Source organism: Kribbella sp. NPDC000426 (assembly GCF_040300265.1).
GTDB lineage: Bacteria > Actinomycetota > Actinomycetes > Propionibacteriales > Kribbellaceae > Kribbella.
Window position 1 is genome coordinate 25,911 of record NZ_JBEPDK010000012.1, and the last position, 21,787, is coordinate 47,697.

At 69.5% G+C, this 21,787-nt stretch carries 17 protein-coding genes; 5 read left to right on the forward strand and 12 right to left on the reverse strand.

Annotated features, from left to right (window positions below; all coding sequences use genetic code 11):
• Positions 1–4: 4 nt before the first annotated feature.
• Positions 5–1,210 carry an ROK family transcriptional regulator gene (locus ABT313_RS42400; RefSeq protein ID WP_350866390.1) on the forward strand — a complete coding sequence of 402 codons (1,206 nt, stop codon included), beginning with the start codon at positions 5–7 and terminating at the stop codon, positions 1,208–1,210.
• Between the two features lie 128 nt (positions 1,211–1,338).
• The gene (locus ABT313_RS42405; RefSeq protein WP_350866392.1) at positions 1,339–3,141 is read left to right on the forward strand and encodes a bifunctional metallophosphatase/5'-nucleotidase; all 1,803 of its coding nucleotides are present in this window, start codon (positions 1,339–1,341) and stop codon (positions 3,139–3,141) included.
• A 224-nt stretch (positions 3,142–3,365) separates the two neighbouring features.
• Here ABT313_RS42405 and ABT313_RS42410 read toward each other — a convergent pair whose 3' ends face one another.
• The 3 genes from ABT313_RS42410 to ABT313_RS42420 all read right to left on the reverse strand — a co-directional run bounded on the left by ABT313_RS42410 (position 3,366) and on the right by ABT313_RS42420 (position 5,815).
• Complete coding sequence (locus ABT313_RS42410) at positions 3,366–4,835, reverse strand: GntT/GntP/DsdX family permease (protein WP_350866394.1); 1,470 nt, start codon at positions 4,833–4,835, stop codon at positions 3,366–3,368.
• 82 nt (positions 4,836–4,917) lie between these two features.
• Positions 4,918–5,595, reverse strand: a complete 678-nt coding sequence (locus ABT313_RS42415) for a GAP family protein (RefSeq protein ID WP_350866396.1) — start codon at positions 5,593–5,595, stop codon at positions 4,918–4,920.
• Positions 5,596–5,599: 4 nt separating this feature from the next.
• Entirely contained in the window at positions 5,600–5,815 is a 216-nt protein-coding gene (locus tag ABT313_RS42420) for a DUF8691 family protein (protein ID WP_130447591.1), read from the reverse strand.
• A 110-nt stretch (positions 5,816–5,925) separates the two neighbouring features.
• Here ABT313_RS42420 and ABT313_RS42425 point away from each other — a divergent pair, with 110 nt between their 5' ends.
• The 3 genes from ABT313_RS42425 to ABT313_RS42435 are packed head-to-tail and all read left to right on the forward strand — an operon-like array spanning position 5,926 to position 10,084.
• Entirely contained in the window at positions 5,926–6,969 is a 1,044-nt protein-coding gene (locus ABT313_RS42425; protein WP_350866397.1) for a lysylphosphatidylglycerol synthase domain-containing protein, read from the forward strand.
• A 35-nt stretch (positions 6,970–7,004) separates the two neighbouring features.
• Positions 7,005–8,957 carry a hypothetical protein gene (locus ABT313_RS42430; protein WP_350866399.1) on the forward strand — a complete coding sequence of 651 codons (1,953 nt, stop codon included), beginning with the start codon at positions 7,005–7,007 and terminating at the stop codon, positions 8,955–8,957.
• 2 nt (positions 8,958–8,959) lie between these two features.
• The gene (locus tag ABT313_RS42435) at positions 8,960–10,084 is read left to right on the forward strand and encodes a S1C family serine protease (RefSeq protein ID WP_350866401.1); all 1,125 of its coding nucleotides are present in this window, start codon (positions 8,960–8,962) and stop codon (positions 10,082–10,084) included.
• Here the strand turns inward: ABT313_RS42435 and glsA are convergent.
• The 9 genes from glsA to ABT313_RS42480 form a co-directional block, all read right to left on the reverse strand.
• Positions 10,081–11,070 carry a glutaminase A gene (gene glsA, locus ABT313_RS42440; protein ID WP_350866402.1) on the reverse strand — a complete coding sequence of 330 codons (990 nt, stop codon included), beginning with the start codon at positions 11,068–11,070 and terminating at the stop codon, positions 10,081–10,083. The genes ABT313_RS42435 and glsA overlap by 4 nt on opposite strands.
• 1 nt (position 11,071) lies before the next feature.
• Positions 11,072–12,862: an SLC13 family permease gene (locus ABT313_RS42445; protein WP_350866404.1), complete on the reverse strand. Its 1,791-nt coding sequence runs from the start codon at positions 12,860–12,862 to the stop codon at positions 11,072–11,074.
• A gap of 16 nt (positions 12,863–12,878) precedes the next feature.
• Positions 12,879–14,549, reverse strand: a complete 1,671-nt coding sequence (locus ABT313_RS42450) for an AbgT family transporter (RefSeq protein ID WP_350866406.1) — start codon at positions 14,547–14,549, stop codon at positions 12,879–12,881.
• Positions 14,546–16,060: a leucyl aminopeptidase family protein gene (locus ABT313_RS42455; protein WP_350866407.1), complete on the reverse strand. Its 1,515-nt coding sequence runs from the start codon at positions 16,058–16,060 to the stop codon at positions 14,546–14,548. The genes ABT313_RS42450 and ABT313_RS42455 overlap by 4 nt, the downstream gene beginning before the upstream one ends.
• A 45-nt stretch (positions 16,061–16,105) precedes the next feature.
• Positions 16,106–16,588 (reverse strand): DUF1269 domain-containing protein, encoded by a 483-nt coding sequence (locus tag ABT313_RS42460; protein ID WP_350866409.1) that lies wholly within the window; start codon positions 16,586–16,588, stop codon positions 16,106–16,108.
• 85 nt (positions 16,589–16,673) lie between these two features.
• A complete protein-coding gene (locus tag ABT313_RS42465) occupies positions 16,674–17,648 on the reverse strand; it encodes an RDD family protein (protein WP_350866411.1) in 975 nt (324 codons plus the stop codon).
• Between the two features lie 2 nt (positions 17,649–17,650).
• Positions 17,651–20,272, reverse strand: coding sequence for a LuxR C-terminal-related transcriptional regulator (locus ABT313_RS42470; protein ID WP_350866413.1), 2,622 nt, complete (start codon positions 20,270–20,272; stop codon positions 17,651–17,653).
• A 118-nt stretch (positions 20,273–20,390) separates the two neighbouring features.
• Positions 20,391–21,233: a cytochrome bc1 complex diheme cytochrome c subunit gene (gene qcrC, locus ABT313_RS42475; RefSeq protein WP_350866415.1), complete on the reverse strand. Its 843-nt coding sequence runs from the start codon at positions 21,231–21,233 to the stop codon at positions 20,391–20,393.
• Between the two features lie 25 nt (positions 21,234–21,258).
• The gene (locus ABT313_RS42480; RefSeq protein ID WP_350866417.1) at positions 21,259–21,759 is read right to left on the reverse strand and encodes a hypothetical protein; all 501 of its coding nucleotides are present in this window, start codon (positions 21,757–21,759) and stop codon (positions 21,259–21,261) included.
• Positions 21,760–21,787: the final 28 nt, after the last annotated feature.

Consider the following 21,787-nt stretch of genomic DNA (forward strand, 5'->3'; position numbering starts at 1 on the left):
AATCATGGGGTCGACGACGCCGGATGCCGGAGATCAGTCCCGGTTGCGGCAGCTCAACGAGCGGGCCGTACTCGCGGCCGTGCGCTCCGCGGGTGACGTGCGGGTCGCGCAGATCGTCGAGCAGAGCGGCCTCGGACGTACTGCGGTCGAGGAGGTCCTCGCGAGCCTCGTCAGCCGGCGCTGGCTGGTCGAGGAGAGCCCGGCGATCCGCGGCCGCGGCCGGCCCGCGCGGACCTACCGGTTCCGCGCCGAGGCCGGGTACGTCGCCGGGCTCGACATCGGTGCATTCTCGGTCCGCGGAGTCCTCACCGACCTGAACGGGCAGACGCTCGCGAGCCAGCGGCGATCGGTCACCCCCGAGACACCGCGCAGCGGGCGGCTCGCGAGGGCGGATGAGGTGGTCGCGGCGCTGGTCGCCGAGGTCGGCGCAGCCGGCGCAGGCAGCGCAGCCGGCGCAGGCGCGCGCAGTGCCGGTGCGCAGGTCTGGGCGGTTGGCGTTGGCACCACCGGACTGGTCGATGTCGCGGGCACCGTCGTACGGGCGAATGCGATCCCCGACTGGGCCGGCACCGACCTCGCCGAATACTTCGGCCGATCGGCGCCGCTCGTTGTCGTCGACAACGACAGCCAGCTCGCCGCCCTCGCCGAGCAACGCCAAGGCGCGACGGACATGGTGTTCCTGCACGCGGGCCGTCGTACCGGACTGGCGTTGGTGCTCGACGGGCAGTTGCGCCGGGGTGCGTACGGCGCGGCGGCGGATATGTCCGCGCTGCGCGGTGTCGCGTGGGAGGTCGCGCTCGAGCACCTGCACGCCGTCGTACCGGCGCAGGTCCCCGAGATGGACAAGGCCGAGCGGGCGTTCGCCGCGGCCCGCGACGGCGACCGGGCCGCAGTGGCCGCCGTACGGAAGTATGCGCGGGCGATGGCGGTCGCGGCCGCGACGGCTATCTCGATCGTCGACCCGCGGCTGCTGGTGCTGGGCGGCGCGTTCTCCCAGTCGGCCGACGTACTGATGGCGCCGCTCGCCGCCGAGCTGGATCGGCTGTGCCCGCGCGTGCCGGAGTTGCGGGCCTCGTCCTTGGGCGCATTGTGCGTCGCGCTCGGCGCCGCGTCACTCGCTCTCGACGCCGTCGACGAGCGCCTGCTCACCCGTTCGCGCGGCCCGCTGCCGACGCTGGCAGCCGCCAGCCTCGACTCCCCCAAGCGCTGACTCGCGTTCGCCGATTGTTCAGTCAGGCGTTGACGCCTGCCCGCGGCGAGGCTATTAATGTCGGAAAGAGGCAATAATGCGCACAAACGCGCGACCCTCCCCCATGAAGCCCAGGAAGTAGGTTCGCAGTGAACAGACGGATCCGCCGCCGGACGTTCCTCACCACCACCGGAGCCGTCGCCACCGCCGCAGCGGTCGGCGACCTCGCCTACGCCAGCCCGCACGCCCTCGACGACGCCGCAGCCGCCGGGTACGTCGACGTGCAGCTGCTCAACATCACCGATCTGCACGGATACCTGCAGCCGACCACGCCGAGCCAGGGCAGCGTGATCACCGGCGCCGGCGGCGTCCAGGTGACCGTCGGCGGCGTCGGGTACATGGCGACGCACCTCAAGCAGCTGCGCGAGGGCCGGCAGAACTCGCTCTTCTTCTCCTCCGGGGACAACTTCTCCGGCTGGCCGTTCGAGATCGACGCACACGCCAACGAGCCGACTGTCGAGGCGCTCAACGCCCTGGGACTGCAGTTCAGCACGGTCGGCAATCACGAGCTGGACCAATCGGTCAAGTTCCTCGTCGACCACATGGAGCACGGTGCGCCGTACCCGGTGAACGGGCGCGACGACAACTTCGTCGACTCGACCGGTCACCGGTTCCGCGGCGCGAACTTCCGCTTCTACACCGCCAACATCGTGCACGCCGACACCGGCCGGACCATCGTCCCGCCGTACAACATCGAGTGGGTGGACGCGGGACGCGGGCGGAAGCTGCCGATCGCGTTCATCCACCTGACCGTGATGGACACCCCGACCGGGTCCACGTCGTACCAGCCCGACCTGCGCGCGCTGTCCGACGTCGGGCAGGCCAACAAGCTGGCCGCGCAGCTGAAGAAGCGCGGTGTCAACGCGATCGTGATCAACATCCACGACGGCGGTGTGGCCGGCAACGACTACAACGCGGGGACGAACCCGTCGGGCCCCGTCTTCCAGCTCGCGGCGCAGGCCTCGCCGGACATCGCCGCGATCGTCACCGGGCACTGGCACTGCCGGTTCAACATGATGGTCCCGGATCCGAACGGCGTACTGCGTCCGGTCGTCGAGGCCGGCAACCACGGGTCGCTGATCAACGAGATCAACCTTAAGCTCGACCCGCGGACCGGTGAGGTGATCCGTGAGCTCACCACGTCGACCAACCACGCCAACACCCGCGATGTGCCGGTCGACGAGGAGCTGCAGTACATCGCCGACTACTGGACCGCGACGGGTGCGAAGCGCTACGCCACCCCGCTGGCCAAGGTCACCGGCGACTTCACCCGTACGCCGAACGCGTCGGGCGAGTCGACGATGGGCAACCTGGCCGCCGACTTCGCGTACTGGGACGCGAACCAGCACCGCGACGGACGGGCCGACCTGGCGCTGATCTCGGTCAAGCCGGTGTCGGGGTCGAACGCGCTGACCGGCGACCTCTTGGTTGCCAAGGGCACGAATCCGGCCGATGCCGACGGCACCGTTCTGTTCGGCGAGGCCTGGAACGCGTTCGGCTACGGCAATCCCGTGCTCACCGTGACGCTGCCCGGCACGCAGCTGCACGCTGCCTTCGAGGCGCAGTGGGTGGCGCAGGCCAACGGGACCGAGAAGTTCGCGCCGTTCGCGGTCTCGCACAACGTGTCCTACACCTACGACACGACGAAGCCGATCGGTTCGCGCGTCGATCCTGCCGCGGTCCTGATTGATGGCGAGCCCATCGATCTTGCCCGCAACTATCGCGTCGCCGCGCTCGCCTACACACTGATCGGCGGCGACGGCACCCAGGTCTTCGCCGGTTTCACCGACCCGTACCGCAACGACCGGGACCACGAGGGTTTCATCGCCTACCTGCGTGCGCACCCGACGCTCACCCCGTCCACGCTCGGCCGGGCCCGCCCGGTGAGCTGATTTCGGAGTGGTCTTGTCCGGTTAGCGGTCAAGTCGCCGGAAATCGGCACTTGCCGGTCCGTGCGGTTCTAGGGTGGAGGTGTTCGCCTGGCGGTATACCCCACAAACCGGGCTGACCGGCCGATTGTGCAGACCGCGCGACCCTCATCCCCGAGACGTGCAGGTGCCCCCAACGGTCCAAGTCCACGCCCGACCGCCAGGCGAGCCCATCAAAGGCTCAGCGCCTAGAGGAAGGCCGACAAGAGCAAGGTCATGGCGAGGCCGATCACCGAGATCAGCGTCTCCATCACCGACCAGGTTTTGATGGTTTCGCCAACCGTCATGCCGAAGTACTCCTTGACGAGCCAGAAGCCGGCGTCGTTGACGTGCGAGAAGAACAGCGAGCCGGCGCCGATGGCGAGGATGACGAGCGCGATGTGCGTGGAGTTCTCGCCGACGGCCAGCGGCGCGACGATGCCGGCGGCCGTCACGGTGGCGACCGTCGCGGAACCGGTGGCCAGCCGGATCAGTACGGCGACGATCCAGCCGAGCATGAGCGCGGACAGGTTCGCGGCGATCGCGATCTTCGCGATCGCCGTACCCGTCCCGCCGTCGACCAGGACCTGCTTGAACCCGCCGCCGGCGCCGACGATCAGCATCACCCCGGAGATCGGCATCAGGCTCGTGCCGATCTTCCGGCTCAGCTCGGGGATGCCGAAGCCGATCGACGTACCGAACGTGTACATCGCCAGCAGTACGGCGAACAGCAGGGCGAACACCGGATCACCGATGAACTGCAGCACCGGATAGAGCGCGTTGTCCTTGCTCATCCACACGTCCGACGCGGCCTTGAGCAGCATCAGTACGACGGGGCTCAGCACGGTCACGATCGTCCAGGTGAAGGTCGGCGTCTTCGTGCGCTGAGCCTGCTCCGTAGCAACCTCGACTCCGACCGGACCCGACGGCGATCCACCCGACTCGCCCTCGTGCGCGCCGCCCGAGACCTCCAGCGCAGCGCCGGCCGCCCCGATCGGAACCCAGCGAGCAGCCAGCTGCCCGAACAGCGGACCCGCGATCACAACCGCCGGGATCGCCACCAGCAGCCCCAGCGCGAGCGTGATGCCGACGTTCCCGTGCAGTACGCCGATCGCGGCCAGCGGACCCGGGTGCGGCGGGATGAACCCGTGCAGCACCGACAGCCCCGCGAGCGCCGGGATGCCGAGCAGCATCGCCCGCGCGCCGGTCCGACGGATCGCCAGCACGACGACAGGAACCAGCAGCACCAACCCGATCTCGAAGAACATCGGGATGCCGATGATCGCGGCGATCAGCGCCATCTTCCACGGGAGCACGGACCGTTTCCCGCGCAACAGCGTGTCCACGACCTGATCGGCGCCGCCGGAGTCCGCGAGCAGCTTCCCGACCATGGCGCCGAGCGCGATCAGCACACCGACGTACCCCAGGACGCTGCCGACGCCGTTCTCGTAGGACTTCGTGACGTCGCCGGCGCCGATCCCGGAGGCCAGCCCGACGAACAAGGCGCCGATCGTCAGCGACAGGAACGCGTGCACCTTGAACGCCACGATCAGCGTGACGATGATGCCGATCCCGATCACGGCGACGATCAGCACCCGGGTGTCGTGCGCGTTCCAGGGCGCATTGACATCGGCGCTCGCTGCCAGGGGAATTGCGGTGACTGCATCGGCCAGGCCCATTGCTTCACGCTCCTCGCGACCAACCCCCTCCCGCAGTCTCCCACCGGGGCCCCGCCGAAACCTCCCAACGGCGCGCCGCGCCTCACCGGAACAGGTCGAGGCCCTTGCCGACGAGAACGGCGGACAGGACCGTCAGCAGAACGACCGTGATCGTGTTCAGGTTCGCCAGCAACCACGTCTCGACCGACCTGAGGCTCCGCGCCGACCGTTCCGGCCCGACCAGTACGACGGCCACCAGCGGGCCGAGGACCGTCGCCGAGGCCACAACCACGAAGACCGCCACCGCCGCGATCGTCTGCGACGTACCGAGGCCGGCACCGCCCAGCAGGCTGCCCGCGCTCAGCACGAGCGGAAGATTCTTCAGGTTCGCCAGCGCCGCCGCGGCCCCGGCGAGCACGAGCCCCGCCGCGGACAGCGTCGCCATCCGCTCGACGATCGCCGGCCGCGGCGGAGTCGTCCCGGGCTCGGGGCGCTTGCGCCAGTACCGAACGGCGAGGACGCCGAACAGCACGCCGACCGCCAGCTGCAGTACGTCGACGCCGTCGCGCGTTGAATCCTCATGCCCTTCCGCGACCGCGTCCGTCAACCACGCGACCAGCCCGACGGCGATCACCAGCGCGCCGACCCATCCGGCCGCGAAGCACACCCCGGCGCGGACCGGCCGATCCGACAGCAGGACGAGCACGATGCAGATCATCGGCACCGGGCTCAGCGCAATGGCCATCGCCTGCGGCAGAACCGCGCCGACGACGGGCCACACGGTCTCAGTGCCCGTTCGCCGGCGGCGGGACCTGCAGAACTTCGACGATGCTGATGCCGAGCATGTCCAGGTGGTTCAGGATGCCGGCCAGCGCCGCCTGGTCGTCGAGGTACCCGTGCAAGACGGTCTGCGGGGGCTCGGTATCAGCGGTCATCGACGGGAACGCGTCGGTCAGGTCGCGCGACAAGGTTCCCTTCACCCGGATGACGTAGTGGCCCATAGGACGCCCCTTTCACGGCCGTCACTTAGGACTCTGCGGCTGTCGCAGGCAACTCGGCTCCCCCGGATCGGGGGATGGTGGTCGAGCCGGCGATCCGCAGGCTTGGAGGCGTGGCCGAGTCTGCTCCACCGGAGATGCCAACTCCTCGGGCCGCTCGGCGGCGGATTCCCAGACCCGTTGTGCAGCTGGCCCGGCTCGTCGTCATCGCCGTGGTGGCCTGGCTCCTGCTGCGGCTGCTGCGCGGCATCGACTGGAGCGAGGTCGGCTACGCCCTCACCCATCTGAGTGCCTGGCAGATCGCGGTCCTGCTGGTCGCGATCCTGATCCGGCGTGCGGTCCTGGCCGCTCCGCTCGCGTTGCTGATCGCCGGTCTCAGCTACCTGAAGTCGATGATCAGCGATGTCGCAGCGGCCTCCGTCGCCACGATCGCGCCGTCGCCCGGTGACGTCGTACTGCGACTCGCCATGCTGCGCTCGTGGAACATCGAGAGCACCGACGCCGCGTCGGGCCTGACGCTCAGTACGACGATCTTCTACATCGCCCGTCTGGCCGCGCCGGTGATGGGCTTCGTGATCTTCTGGGCGACGCGGGACTTCTACGCGCCGTTCGGCTGGGCGGCGCTGGTCTTCGGCGTGGCGGCCGTCGTCCTGCTCGTCGGCCTGTTCTACGCGCTGCGGGCCGAGCGTACGGCGGCGACGATCGGGCGGCTGCTCGGACGGGTGATCCAGCGCGTACGGCCATCGAGTCCAGGCCCGGACGTGTGGGAGGAGCGGCTCGTGTCGTTCCAGTCGCACAGCGCGGGGCGGATGCAGGAGCGCGGGTGGCTCGCGATTCTCAGCCAGCTGCTGCTGGTGGGCGTCGAGGCGGGCGTACTCGTCCTGTGCATGGCGTTCGTGGGGGTGAAACTGGACGGGCCGACGGTCCTTCTCATGTTCTGCAGCTTCATGGTGGTCTATCCGCTGACCGGGCTGCCGCTGATGGGAGCGGGCGTACTGGATGCGACCTACGCGGCGTTCGTGTCCGACCACAGTGCCGTCGAGGCGACCGACCTCGTCGCGGGACTGCTCGTCTGGCGGGTCGCCATCCAGCTCGTGCCGGTTGTCGTCGGGCTCGTGACGATCGCGCTGTGGCGGCGGTTCACCTGGAACGGGTGACCCGGCCGGGAACGGTGGGCGCCCACCCTGGTCGCATGACGGTACGCGGGACGCTGGCGTTCGCCCTGGCCGGCGCCCTGCTCGGTGCCTTGATTGTTGGACTGGCCCAACCCGCCGCGGCAGCGGTCTCGCCAGAGGACACGGCGGCACAGGCACTGGCCGACCGCTACGCCCCCGTCGTACGACTGCAGAAGCTCGGCACGAACTGCGACGACGGCGAGCAGTTCCAGCCGACCGACGTGAACGCCGTACTCGGTGATCAGCAGGTTGCGCTGCGCGGGCCGTGGCGACCGCCCGACCTGGTCAAGACCCAGCCGGAGGGCACGGACCTCGGCCGCGGGTACCCGGGCCATTTCCTCGACTTCCCCGGCGATCCGTTGCGCCCCGGGTGCGACTACGCCGAGTGGTCTGCGCACATCAACAGCACGCATCCGGCCACCGTCTACGCGCACGTCACCGGCGATCCGGCGTACCCGGGGAAGCTGTCGCTGGAGTATTGGTTCTTCTACATCTTCAACGACTACAACAACACGCACGAGGGCGACTGGGAGTCGGTCCAGCTCGTCTTCGAGGCGGCGACGCCGGAGGCCGCGCTGGCCACGAAACCGACGGCGATCGGGTTCAGCCAGCACGGCGGCGCGGAGCGGGCGCGGTGGGGTGACTCGAAGCTCGAGATCGTCGACGGCACGCATCCCGTCGTCTACCCGGCGGCGGGTTCGCATGCCAACAAGTACGGACAGCGTCTGTACCTCGGTCGCGGCTCGGAAGGTCTCGGTTGCGACGACACGACCAGGCCGGCGGCCGAGCTCAGGCCGCAGGTCGCCTATGTGCCGATGGCGCGTGCGGACTACCTGAAGGAGTACCCCTGGCTGGCGTTCGAGGGGCGCTGGGGTGAACGGCAGCGGTCGTTCTTCGACGGACCGACCGGGCCTAATCAGAAGGCTTCCTGGGTACGGCCGATCCAGGATGCAGGGGCGACCTGGCGGGACGACAGTACGGTCGTGCCCGCCGGCAGGGTGCTCGGGCCGAGCGGCACCAGCGTCTTCTGCGCGGCGGTCGGCACCGGTTCGAACCTGCTCCGCGAGACCCTCGACCGGATCTGGTTGCTCGTGCTGATCCTGGTTGCGCTGGTCGCATTGATCTGGTTCGCCGCGAGCCGGACCCGCTGGAGTGACTCAGCGCCGTTGCCCGCCCGGAGACGGCGGGCGTGGGGGCAGACGGTGGTATCGGCGCTGCAGCTGTTCCGGCAACGCCCGGGGCTGTTCGGAGCGTTCGCCGCGACGTTCGTCGTACTGGGGCTTGCCACGCTCCTGCTTGCGGAGCTGCAGGCGGCGCGGCGCGATTCGCCGACCGATCTCGGCGCGCCGACCGAGAACGCGACCGGCTTCTGGGCATCCCTGCTCGCTCTGGCGATCACGGTCCTCACCGCCGCGACGTACGTCGCCCTGCTGGCCGCGGTCACGTCGACGCTCGACCGACTCGACCGGGGCGACCCGGTGACGACCGCGCTCACCTGGCGTGACGTGCGAGCACGGGCCCGGCCGCTGGCCGCGGTGTCCGTGCGGTACTTCGTGGTGATCGCCGTACTGACGGTCATCGTGGCGACGATCCCGCTGGCCATCTACTACGCAGCCAGCCGGGCCTTCGCGATACCCGCGGTGATGGCCGAGGAGGTCTCGGCGAGTGCAGCGCTGAAACGCAGCCGGCTCCTGGTCAAGGGCCGATGGTGGCGAACCGCCGGGCCGCTCGCGATCATCGTCGGACTCGGCCTGTCGATCGGACCGATCGCCGGGATCGTCCTGCTGCTCGCGACCGACCTGCAGCCGAGGCTGATCAACGTGGTGTCGTCGCTGCTGTTCGCCGTGGCCATGCCGCTCGTCGCGGCCGCCGTCGTCTACCTGTACTTCGACCGCGCCACCGACGCAGAGTCGCCCGGATCGGGTGACGTCGCGGATCCCGGCCGTACCTATTCTCGGCACGGGAGGTAGGCATGTCCGAGCCCGACGGCGGACCACAAGAGCCCGCGGTGAAGCGCGGCCCGAGCCGGCTCCTGATCACCGCCATCGCGGAGGCCGTGATCGTGGCCGCGCTGGTCGTCACGCTGATCATCGTCAGCGTCCGCCTCAGCGGCGACAACGGAGACACTGCCAACGCGTCATCAGCCGGCGGCCAGACCGGTCCGGCGATGTGTGCGGCGATCCCGGTCGCGAATCAGGTCCTGCCGTCGATCGTCACGATCTCGGCGAGCAGCGGCGCCGCAGCCGGCACCGGGTCGGGGCAGGTGTTCCGGGACGGCGGTTACATCCTCACCAACGACCACGTCATCTCACCGGCCACCGCGGGCGGCGCGATCTCCGTCCAGTACAGCGACGGCCACAGCTCCGCGGCGACGATCGTCGGGCGCGACCCGAGCACCGATCTCGCCGTACTGAAGGCCGCTGACGAGGCGAAGGGGTATCCGGTCATCGGGGTCGGCTCGTCCGCGGATCTGCAGGTCGGCCAACCAGTGGTGGCGCTGGGTGCGCCGCTCGGGCTGGCGAGCACGGTGACGTCCGGGATCGTCAGCGCGCTCGATCGCTATGTGCCGGTGCCGGGTGACTCGGTGACGCACCACTTGATCGGCGCCATTCAGACCGACGCTGCGATCAACCCCGGCAACAGCGGTGGTGCGCTGGTCGACTGCGCCGGGAAGCTGGTCGGAGTGAACGCCGCGATCGCCACCGTTCCGAACGCGTCCGGGGTCAGCGGCGGCGGAAGTGTCGGTCTCGGCTTCGCGATCCCGATCGACCTCGCGAGCCCGATCGCCGACGAACTGATCCGCACCGGGAAACCCGGGCACCCGACCACCGGGCTGCAGGTCCAGGAGATCCCTCCCGCGCTTGCTGAGGCGTCGGGTGCGCCGAGCGGTCTCTTCGTCCTCGCGGCGACCGGGCCGGCGGTCGCAGCCGGGCTCAAGGCCGGCGACGTGATCACCAAGGTCGACGGCCAGCAGGCCGTCAGCAGCGAGCAGATCGTGGTCGCCACGCTGACCCGCAAGGTCGGCGACACCGTCGAACTGACCTACGTACGGGCCGGCGCCTCGAACACCACCACCCTCACCCTCGCCGCGCCCTAGGAGGAGGCGGGTGGGACGGGCTGGGAGGCGAGCAGATCCAGGCCAAGTTGTCTAGCCAGGAACTGTGCGGCGAGCTGGCCCTGCACACTGTTGCCTGCCTGGTCGAGCCGTGGCGCGAACGTGCCCAACGCACCTTTGCCGGGCGAGACCGTGACGATGCCGCCGCCGATCCCGCTCTTCCCCGGTACGCCGACGTCGAGCAGCCAGTCGCCCGAGGTCTCGTACAGGCCCGCGATCGCCATCACCACCAACGTCACCCGAGCGACGTCGGCGTCAACCACCCGCTCCTGCGTCAGCGGACAGACCCCGCCGTCCGCCAGCGTCGCACCCATCACCGCCAGGTCCGTCGCCGCGACACTCAAGCAACTCTGCCGGGTATAGAGCTCGGTTGCCTCGGCAGCATCACCCGCCAGTCCGCCCACACTCTGCAGCAGGGCCGCAAGCGCACGGTTGCGGTGGTTCGTCGCCAGCGCCGACTCCAACACCTCTTCGTCCAACTCGAGGGCACGACCGGCAAACCGGGACAGTCCGTCCATGATGAACTGCCACCGATGCTCCAGCGAATCGCCCGGCGTCAGGCTGGTGGTCGCGATCGCCCCCGGATTCACCATCGGGTTGGTCCGCCCGGCCGGCGATCGTTCAACCGCCTGCACGGAGTTGAAGGGCAGCCCGGTCGCGTTCACCCCGACCAGTTCGCGGATCGCCTCCAGACCGGCCGCCTGGCACATCAGCGCGAACACGAACGGCTTCGCGACGCTCATGATCGTGAACGGCCGGCGCGCGTCACCCGCCTCGAACAGCCTCCCGTTCGTCGCCGCGACACACACCCCGAACGTGTCCGGATCGACCCGCGCCAATGCCGGGTACACCTCGGACACCGCTCCGTCGCCGACGCCGCGGTACTTCTCGTACGTCGAACGCACCAGCTCGTCGACGACCGACGCAGCGGGCAGTCCGCCCGTCGAGATGTACCGGCCGGCCGGCACCTCAGAACGACCAGACCAGCGGGACGATGACGATTGCCGTCAGCAACCACCACGCCATCACGACCAGACCGAGCTTCCAGTAGTCCCCGAACCGGTAGCCCGCCGGACTCATGATCATCATGTTCGCGGGTGTCGAGATCGGGGTGAGCAACGAGGCGGCGCCCGCGACCGCGATCAGCATCAGCACCGGTTTGACGTTCGTGCCGGTGCCTTCGGCCGCCGCGACCGCGATCGGCGCCACGATCAGCACCGTCGCCGTATTGCTGACCATCTGCCCGAGCGCGGCCGTGACCACGAAGAGTGCCAGCAGCAACAAATACGGCCGGCCGGGCCCGACCGCGTCGATGATCAGGTCGGCGATCCGGTCCGCTCCCCCGCTGGCCTGGATCGCGCCGGACAACGGGATCAGCGAACCGATCAGGATCACGATCTGCCAGGAGATCGCCCGGTACGCCTGACTCGGGCCGACCACCCGCGTCAGCACCATCGCCGTCGCCGCCAGCAGCCCCGCCATCGCCGGCGGCACCGCACCGGTCGCGAGCAGCACGACCATCGCGCCGAGGATCGCAACGGCCAGTGATGCCTTCGGCCCCCACGGCACAGCCTGCCGCCGGACCAGCTCCGGCGAGTCGACGAGCAGGATGTCCCGGTCCCGGCTGAGCTCCTCGAGGGTCTCCCACGGGCCGTGCACCAGCAGCGCGTCGCCCTCGGCCAGTTGGGTGTGCCGGTTGCCTCGGTCCTTGCCCATCCGCTGGACGGCGATGATCACCAGGTCGTGACCGCGGTGCATCCCGGGGAACACCGTCTCGCCGACGAGCGCCGACCGCGGCGGGATCACCGCCTCGACCACGCCGGAGTCGCGGGTCAGCAGATCGTCGACAGGTGTCATGCTGACCGCGAGCAGATTGTCGACAACCAGATTGCTGACGTACTCCGACGGCCCGGTCACCACCAGCACGTCGCCCGCGTCGATCGCCGCGTCCGTCCGGTTCTGCCCCTGCCCGTCCTGGACGCCGACGATCACCACCCCGGGGTACTCCGTCAGGTCGAGCTCTCGCACGCTCTGCCCGAGGAACGGCGACAGGTCACGGACCCGCAGACGGTAGAAGCCGTCGCGCAACGCGTAGTGCACGTCCAGCGTCCTGGCATGTACGGCGAAGTCCGTGGCCTGCTGCGCGGGCCGGCTGGACGGCAACAGTTTCGGACCCAGCAGCACCGAGATGGCGATCGTGCCGATCACCAGCGGCACGCCGACGATCGCGAACGAGAAGAACGGGAACGGACCCGCACCCGCGTCGCTCGCCGCCTCCGACACGATGATGTTCACCGGCGTACCGGTCAGCATCAGCAACGCTCCCGCGCTGCCCGCGAACGTGAGCGGCATCAGCATCTGCGACGGCGGCTGCCCGATCCGGATCGCGAGCATGACCACGAGCGGGAGCAGCGCCGCGACGGAGCCGTTGAGCGTGATGAGGGCGGACAACACCGCACACAACGCGGTGACCGCGATCAACAGCCGGGTGCGCGTGGTTCCGGCGTACCGGACGATGGTCTGGCCGGCCCACGCCGTCACACCGGTCGAGTCGACGCCCTCGCTGACCACGAACAGCGTGGCGATGAAGATCACCACCGGGTCGCCGAAGCCCGCGAGGACCTCGGTGAAGCCGAGCACGCCCGTCGCCCACAAGGACAGGGCGACGAGCACCGCGACGACATCGACGGGCAGCTTGTTCCAGACGAACAGGACGACGGCCGCTCCGAGGATGATCAGGCTGAGCGTGCCGTCATCCATCGCGTCTCCCGGCTGCCTAGCCGAGGTGGACCGGAGCGGACGGGCCCCACGGAATCCCGAGCACGTACCAGAGGATGTAGAACAGCGTCCAGGTGACCAGCACGATCCCGGTGTAGGGCAGCATCATCGACACCACCGTGCCCATACCGGCCTTCTTCCGGTACCGCTGGCAGACCAGCACGATGAACGGCAGGTACACCATCAGCGGGGTGATCACGTTCGCCGGCCCGTCCCCGACCCGGTACGCCGCGATCACGGTCTGCGGCGCGATGCCGAGCCGGTAGAACAACGGGATGAAGATCGGCGCCAGGATCGCCCACTTCGGGATCACACCGGGCATGATCAGGTCGATCACGAAGACCAGCAGGATGAAGCCGATCAGCAGCGGCAACGCCCCGATGTCCGCGCGCTCGAGCAGGTCGGCCAGGCCGGTCGCGGCCAACCTCGACATGTTCGAGTAGTTGAAGTAGGCAATGAACTGCGCGATCAGCAGCATCAGGAAGATCAGGCCGCCGAGCCCGTTGAACGTCTTCACGATCGCGTTGATCACGTTCGTGCTGCCGGTCAGCGACTTCGCGCCGCGCCCGTAGCCCAGACCCGCCGCCAGGAACAGCATCGAGATGATGAACAGCAGGCTGCTCATGAACGGCGACGACCCGAAGATCTCGCCGGTCTCCGGGTTGCGCAGCGGAGCGTTCGGGATGAACGTCAGCGCCGACACGATCGCGACCGCGACGAGCAGGTAGTAGACCGACCAGCGCAGCCCGCGGGACTCCAGCTTCATCTCCTCCTCGGTCGGCTGGTGGTCGACCGGCGCGTCGGACGGCGCCTCGGCCGGGTCGTACTTGCCCAGCCGCGGCTCCAGGAGGCGCTCGGTGATGACCGTCATCACCGCGGCGCAGAACAAGGTCGCGGCGATGCTGAAGTAGAGGTTTTGCGTGACGTTCAGGTGGACGTCCGGAGAGACCAGCTTGATCGTCTCGTTGGTGACCTCGGTGATGATGCCGTCGGCCGGAGTGATCAGGATGTTCACGAAGAACGCGGCGCTGACCCCGGCGTACGCCGCCGCGATACCGGCCAGCGGATGCCGCCCGAGCGAGGCGAACGCCGCCGCGCCGAGCGGTATCAGGACCAGGTAGCCCGCGTCCGACGCGACGCTCGAGATACCGCCGAGCAGCACGATGATGAACGTGATCGCCCCCTTGGGCGCGACTTTCACCATCTTCCGGATCAGCGCGGCGATCAGCCCCGCTTCCTCGGCCACGCCGACCCCGATCATCGCGACCAGGATCACCGCGACCACGCCGAAGTCGTTGAAGTTCTGCACCGCGGTCGTGAAGATGAACCGGATGCCGTCGCCGGTCAGCAGGCTCTCGGCGGTGATGGTCTCGTGCTTGACGCTGTAGTCCGGGATCGCCGGCGCGGGCGGTGCATCGTTGCCGGCGACACTCGTGCCGCCCTCGTACTCGGGCGCGACCTGGGCCGTGGCCGGCTCGGCGACCTCGGTGGTCACACTCGTCCCGGCCGCGGACAGGATCGCCGACAGGGCGATCACGAGCACGATCAGCCCGAGGAAGATCAGCGCCGGGTGCGGGACCTTGTTGCCGACCCGCTCGATGCCGTCGAGGACGCGCTGCATCCCGCCCTTCTTGACCGGCTTGTCGGCCGGGACCGCCTTCGCGTTCATGCGGCTCCGCCCGTCGGTGCGGCGAACCTCAGTGCGAACTCGATCAGCAGCTTGGTACCGAAGCCGGTCGCGCCCTTGTTCCGCCACGTCCGCGGCGCCGGCGACTGCGCCGTACCGGCGATGTCGACGTGGGCCCAGGGATGGCCGTCGACGAACTCCTCGAGGAACAGGCCGGCGGTGATCGAGCCCGCGTTGATCCCGCCCATGTTCGTCATGTCCGCGATCGTCGAGTCGAGCTGGGACCGGTACGACCGATGCAGCGGCAGCTCCCACACCGGCTCGTCGACCGCGTCGCCCGCGTGCCGCAGCTGCTCGACGACGGCGGAGTTGTTGCCCATCACCCCCGCGATCTCGACGCCGAACGTCCGCAGGCAGGCGCCGGTCAGCGTCGCGATGTCGACGATCGCGTCGACGGGTTCCTCGGTCGCCAGCGCCAGCGCGTCCGCCATCACCAGACGCCCTTCCGCGTCGGTGTTGAGCACCTCGACCGTGGTGCCGTTGCGCATCGTCAGCACGTCGCCGAGCTTCATCGCCGACCCGGACGGCATGTTGTCGGTGCACATCAGGTAGCCGGTGACGGCCGCCGTACAGCCGAGGTCGCGTAGTGCCGTCATCGCGGCGAGGACGGCGGCCGCGCCGGTCATGTCGTTCTTCATCTGGGCGTGCGACTCGTCGCTCGGCTTGAGGCTGATGCCGCCGGAGTCGTACATGATTCCCTTGCCGATCAAGGCGATCCGGCCCGTCGGGTCGGCGGGCTGATAGCGCAACCTGACCATCCGGGGCGGCTCGACGCTGCCCCGGTTGACGCCGAGGAGCCCGCCGCACCCCATCGCGATCAGCTGATCCTTGTCGAAGACCTCGACCTCCAGGCCTGACGCCCCACCGACCTCGACCGCGACCTCGGCCATCCGTACGGCGGAGAGCGTCGTCGCCGGGCAGTTCGCCAGGTCGCGGCCGAGACCGCAGGCGGCTGCGACGGTCCGGCCGCGTTCGGCGCCGATCTCGGCCGCCGCGGTGTCGTCCTCGGAGGCAACGATCAGCAGCGATTCCAGTGTGGGTTGCTCGGCGTCGCGGCCGACGAAGTACCGCCAGCGGGCCAGCAGGACGCCTTCGGTCACGGCCTGCGCAAAGTCCGCGACGGATACCCCGAAGCTCTCGGACGCCACCTCGATGGCGAGCTTGCGGTGCCACGGGACGGCGCGCGCGAACTCGGCGGCCAGGTCGCGGACCAGGGTCGCGTCGGTCTCGCCGGGTTCGCCGATCCCGACGGCGACGCGGACCGGACCGTCGGCGCGCGGCAGAACCAGCGTTTGACCTCGCTTGCCGCTGAAGCCGGCCGACTCGAGACCGGCGAGGTCGGTCCCGAGTTCCTCCGGGGGTTCGACGCCCGCGGCGACGGGTACGGCGAGCGCATCCGCCTCGTCCGCGGCCTGTTTGAGCGAGACCACGGCGACCCGCACCTGGTACCGGGTCGAAGGAATCGGATCGAAGTCGCGTGGAGTCGTGTTCACGAAACCCTCCTCAGTACCGCGGTCGGTGACCGGATCAGCCCGGGATCAGCTCTGCAGGGCTTGGACGAGTTCTTCCTCGCGCTCCTTGCTCAGGTTCGTCTGGATGATCGTCGGGCTGAACGGTTTGAGCGCGTCGACGACGCGGTCGACCGTGGCCGACCGGGCCAGCAGGAACACCGCGGCGTGGCCGTCCTGGAGCTCCTGCCCGACCTGTTTGATCAGGTCGTCGCTGATCCCGATGTCGGTGAGTTTGCCGGCCACCGCTCCGGAGGCCGCGCCGACCGCGAAGCCGGCGAGCGGGTTGAGGAAGATCAGTCCGATCAGCGTTCCCCACAGGGCGCCGCTCGCGGCGCCGGCCCCGGTCAGGTTGACGGACTGATGGATACGGACCTTGCCCTTGGCGTCCTTGTAGGCGTAGGCCGCGTCCTCCCGCTGCAGCAGTTGCTGCTTCGAGAGATCGTCGGTCAGTGCCATGACGCGCTCGGCGTCCTCACGACTGTCAAGACCGAGAACCACCAGATGGGTCATGCGAAACTCCTCGATGGCAGGCGCGTCCCTGTGCCGCGCCGGACGCCTCATACCATCAACCGAGCCTGCCGCCGGCCTCCTCCGATTAGGGTGAACCCTCGTCTTCGTGCCGGGCGAGGAAGGCCGACAGCGGGCCGGGCAGCTCGGCCGGCCGGTCGCCCCAGTCGTAGACCACGGCGGTGCCCGCGATCAGGTCGTGCAGCGCACGGTGCTCCCGCTGGAACACGATCGGCACGAACCCCAGTCCGGCCGGCAGGACGCTCAACGGGAAGGCGAGGACCCACCGCAGGGCCTGTCCCGGGCGGATCGCGCCGCCGCCGGCGCGCACGACCCGGAGGCCGATGATGCCTTGGCCCGGGGTGCGGCCGGCGACCGCCAGGAACCCGAACGCGTAGCTGAACGCGAAGACCGCGAGCGCGATCGTCGCCGGCAGCGCATGGCGTACTTCGACGCCCCAGAACGAGGTGGTCAGCAGGTTCACCCCGGCCAGGCCGAGCGTGTACGTCGTCGCGATAATCAGGACGTCGAGGCCAGTGGCGGTGGCTCGGCTCACGATGCCGGCGTACTCCCCTGTGACTGTTCGGGGCCGCGGAGCGGGCACGCGGCGCAGGAGGCGGGTGACGCCACGGTTGAGGATGGCGTCGAGGCCGGCGAGTTGCCGCCGGACCAGGTCGAGGAGCGAGCCTGCCAGCCGGGTCTGGCTCTCGACGACGATCTGCGGCAGGCCGGACCGCCGGACCAGGCTCTGGACGTCGACGCGTTCGAGCAAACGATCGACGTCGATGCGGTCGATGAGTCGATCGACGTCGATGCGATCCAGGACCACGTTGAGGTCGACATGTTCCAGGAGCTGGTCGAGGTCGACGCGTTCCAGCAGCTGGTTGAGGTCGACCCTGGCCAGGGCGCGGTTGAGGTCGACGCGATCGACCAGGGCGTCGACGTCGACATGGGACAGCACCACGTCCGGTTGAACGGTTTCGACGACCCGTTCGGTGACCTTGCCTGCCAGCCGTCCCAGGACCCCGCCGGGCCGGGAATTCACCCGCTCCAGGTGATCCACGGCTACAGCAGCCCGACGGTGCGGGCGGTGCGCAGGGCGGCGGACCGCTTGTCCACGCCGAGCTTGCGGTAGAGCGAAATCAGGTGGGTCTTGACCGTGTTCTCGGTGATGAACAGGGCCTGCGCGACCTCGGCGTACGAGCTGCCGAGTGCGAGCTGGTCGAGTACTTCGGCCTCCCGCGCAGTCAGCCGGATCCGGGCGCCGTTCACGACGGCCTCGAGCCGGCGTGGCGGCGGGACGTTCGCGTCCGGCCTGGTCCGCCCCAGCGGGGTCATCCCGCCGGCCTGCATCCATCCGGCCTGGTAGTCGGACAGTTTCTCGAGCGCGGCGGCCGCGAACGGGTGCGGGTTCGGACCCGTGACGTGCCTGCGCAAGCGATCCAGGAACGCGGGTTCGTCGCCGGCCGAGGTGAGCACGTGCAGCATTCGTTGCGGCGTGACCCGGTTGAGGGTGTCGACCAGCGCGGCTTCGGCAGCGGGATCGTCGCCGGAGCGGTCCAGCAGTACGGTCCGGAACGAGGCGGCGGCCGAGGCCAGCGGTGGGTAGATGTCCGGGCGTTCGAGGCCGGCGTCGATCAGCTTCAAGGCGGTCGGGACGTCTTCCTGGATCATCGAGGTCATGGCCCGGATCAGCTCGGCCTCGGTCGCGTTGCCGGTGCGCTCCAGCACCGTGAGCTGGGCGTCGACGGTGGTCTTGTCGCCGAGCAACGTCGCCAGCCACGACCGCAGCAACGCCAGGTCGCGCGAGAGGTACGTCGGCAACGGGCCTGCGGCCACCGGATCACTGGTCAGCTCGGTGAGGGCTTCACCCAGACGGCCTTGCTCGACGAGGAGGACCGCACGCAACATCGCGCGCAGGCCGGCGACCACCGTGTCGGATCCGGCCACATCGGCGACTGCGACCTGCTGCAGGTAGTCGCACGCGGTGTCCAGCTCCAGCTCGCTCACCGCTGCGAAGCCCAGCACGACTTGCGCGCGGACGGCGTACTCCGGGGGAAGTCCGCGCTCTCCACCGGCGTCGATCGCCGCCTGCGCAGACCGGGCCGCGCTCTGAGCCTGGCCGCGCACGTGCTGAACAACCGCCCGGTGAGCGAGACCACCTGCGATGAGCTGGTGATGGCCTGCCATCCGGGCGGTCACAACGGCCTCGTCCAGATGGCTCAGCGCCGCATCCAGCTCGTCGGCCCACGTCTCCGCCGCCGCAAGCTCGATCAGCAACCACGCCAGCCGCTCTGGCCCGAGTACGGCGCGAGTCAGCAACGACCTCGCCCGTTCGATCGCCACATGCACGTCATGCCAGCCGTAGCGCGACTCCCACAACCGCAGCAGCACTGCGTCCGCCTGTACCTCCGGGGTCGATTCAGTCGCCGCCGCGTCGGCCGCGGCGGCATCCTGTACGGCGCCCGCCACGTCACCGGTGACTCGACGCAGCAGCCCGCGGACACCGAAGAGGTGTGGATGCTGATCGACGTACCCGGATGGCAGCGCATCGAAAGCTGCCTCGACCAGCTCGGCCTCGCCCGCAGCGAGCAGCGCCGGTCCGTGACCGAGCAGGATCCGCTCGACCAACTCGACGTCGTCGGCCTCCAAGGCGCAGCGCAGCGCGGCCTCGCTGTCGCCGTGGCTCTCGTAGTACAGCGCCGAACGGTGTTGCGCGGTGACGACCAGCTGGCGGTCCTCGGCGTTGGTCGCCATCCGCCGCCGAAGCAGCTCGACCAGCAGCGGGTGGTAGCGGTAGAGCGGGTTGCTCCCGCGATCACCGACCGTCTCGTCGGCGTACGCCGTGACCAGGAGACCGCTGCCCGCGAGATCCTCGAGCATCGAGCCGGCCTCGCTGTCCCCGCTCAGTACGGCGGCCAGCTGACCCGTCAGCGAACTCGCCGCGAACGTGCTCAGCAGCATCGCCAGCACCCGCTCGTCGAGCGTGTTGAGCGTTTCGCCGAGCAGCAGGTCGAGCACCGGCCGCTGGTTGGCGAGCGGCCACACGACATCACCGGACGCCTGCAGCGTCCGGGCAGCGAGGACGAGCGCAGCGGCCCAGCCGGCTGTCTTCTCCTGGACCAGCGAGATGTCGTCCGCGGTCGCGTGCTCAGCGTGCGCCTGCACGAGTTCGGTCGCCTCGGCGTCGTTGAACCGCAGGTCCCGCGAGCGCAACGTCAGCGCCATCCCCCGGACCTCGAGCTCCGAGATCGGCAACGGCAGGTCGTACCGGGTGGCGAGCAACAGCCGGAGGGCGTGCGGCGCCTCCTGCAGGACGCGGGCCAGCGCGGTGACCGTTGGGGCGGGCAACAGATGTGCGTCGTCGACGACGATGGGGTCCAGCATCTGGGTGCCTTCGGCACCGTCCACCCGCTCGAGGAAGCCCTGCAACGAACCGGGCGACTGCCCGGGCACCCACACCACCGGTTCGCCGGTACGTCGCCGGCGGGTCACCCAGTCCGACAGCAGCACCGTCTTCCCGGTGCCGGCCGGGGCGATCACCATGGTCAGCGGCGAACCGATGCCCAGATCGAGCGCCGAATGCAGGCGCTCGCGCGTCACAAGTGTGAGTGGCGGCCGCGGAGTCTTGCCGTCCGCCGACTGCCGGAATGCCTCGCGCTCACGATCGAGCCCCGGGCTCGTCACGCGCGTCACCCCTCCCCTGGGCGGGCGTGCTATGTCCGAATCGTTGGTCCCCACTCCTCGTACATGCTTCGGAAAACGAGACTAACCGGTTCGGGTCGATTGCGGCAGGGGTTGAGCGTCAGTTGCGGCGGCGGATCCGGGGTACCTTCGCCCCGATCCAGACCGCGACCACGACGAGCAGACCGATACCGACGAACCATCCCCACAGGCCCTCGGAGACCGGTCCGAGCCGGCCGAGGCCGAGGCCACCCGGGTCGTCGGCCTGCTGCAGGGCGACGATGTAGGCGATGATCGCGCGCTTGTCCTCGGGGAGCAGGACGTGGTCGGAGAAGACCGGCATCTCCTGCGGTCCGGTCAGCATCGCCTGGTAGATGTTGCGCGGCGTCGTCCCCATCAGTGACGGCGCGTAGCGGCCGTTCGGGAGGGCTCCGCCGCGGCCGGCGAAGTTGTGGCAGGCGGTGCAGTTGGTCCGGAACAGCTCGCCGCCGCGAACGATGTCGGCCTGCGTCACCTTGCTCACGTCGTACTCGTCGGAGGCCGGGATCGCGGGACCGGGAGCCAGCGAGGCGACGTACGCCGCGAGCTGGGCGATCTCCTCCTCGGTGTAGACCGGCGGCTTCTGCGGGATCTGCGCCTTGGTCTGGGCGGCCGGCATCCGTCCGGTGCTGACCTGGAAGTCGACCGCAGCCGCGCCGACGCCGATCAGCGACGGCCCGGCGATCCGGCCCGTACCGTCGGTGCCGCCCTCGGCGTGCAGGCCGTGGCAGCTCGAGCAGCCGACCGCGAACAGCTTCCGACCGGCCTCGATCTGGTCGGACTGAGGGCTGTCCGCACCCGTCGCGCTGCGCGGCACCAGCACCGTGTACGCAAGACCGACCGTGACCAGCGCAGCGCCGATCACCAGTGTCTTCGCGAACCTCCGTCGACGCACCGGACCAGCAGACCCCGGTAGCAGGCGCATTGTGATCCCCCGATTCGGGTGAGCTTCAGCGTGAGTCGCGCTTCGCCTGCCGGCGCGCGCCCATGGCCCGCGTCGAGGCGTCCTTCTTCAGACCACCGGTGGTCTTCTTCGCCGTCCGCGGCCTGCTGGCCGGCTCTGACGTGGACCCGTCGGCCGCTCGCGTGGCCGGTGCCGCGGCCTTGGCTGCCCGCGCCGCCTCGAGTCGCTCGGTGCGCAGCTGCATCGACGCGCGGTTGGCGACCACGGCGACTTCACGGCTGACTTTCGCCAGCACGGATTCGAACAGCTCGGCCTTGTCGCGGTCCCGCTGGTTCCGCGGGTACGACATCCCGCGGCCGCCGACGTCGGCCACCGCCGCGCTCGCCGCCCGCCGGTAGTTCTTCACGTACTTCGTCCGCGCGCGCCGGATCCGCTGATGCAGGTCCAGCAGTTCGTCCTCGTCGAGGCCCTTCAACGCGTCCCGCTCGGTCTCCGCGACCAGCAGACGCTCGGCATCGGTCAACGAGTTCAGCAAGCCTTGGTTCATTGGATTCTCCTTAGCCGCCTTCGCAGAG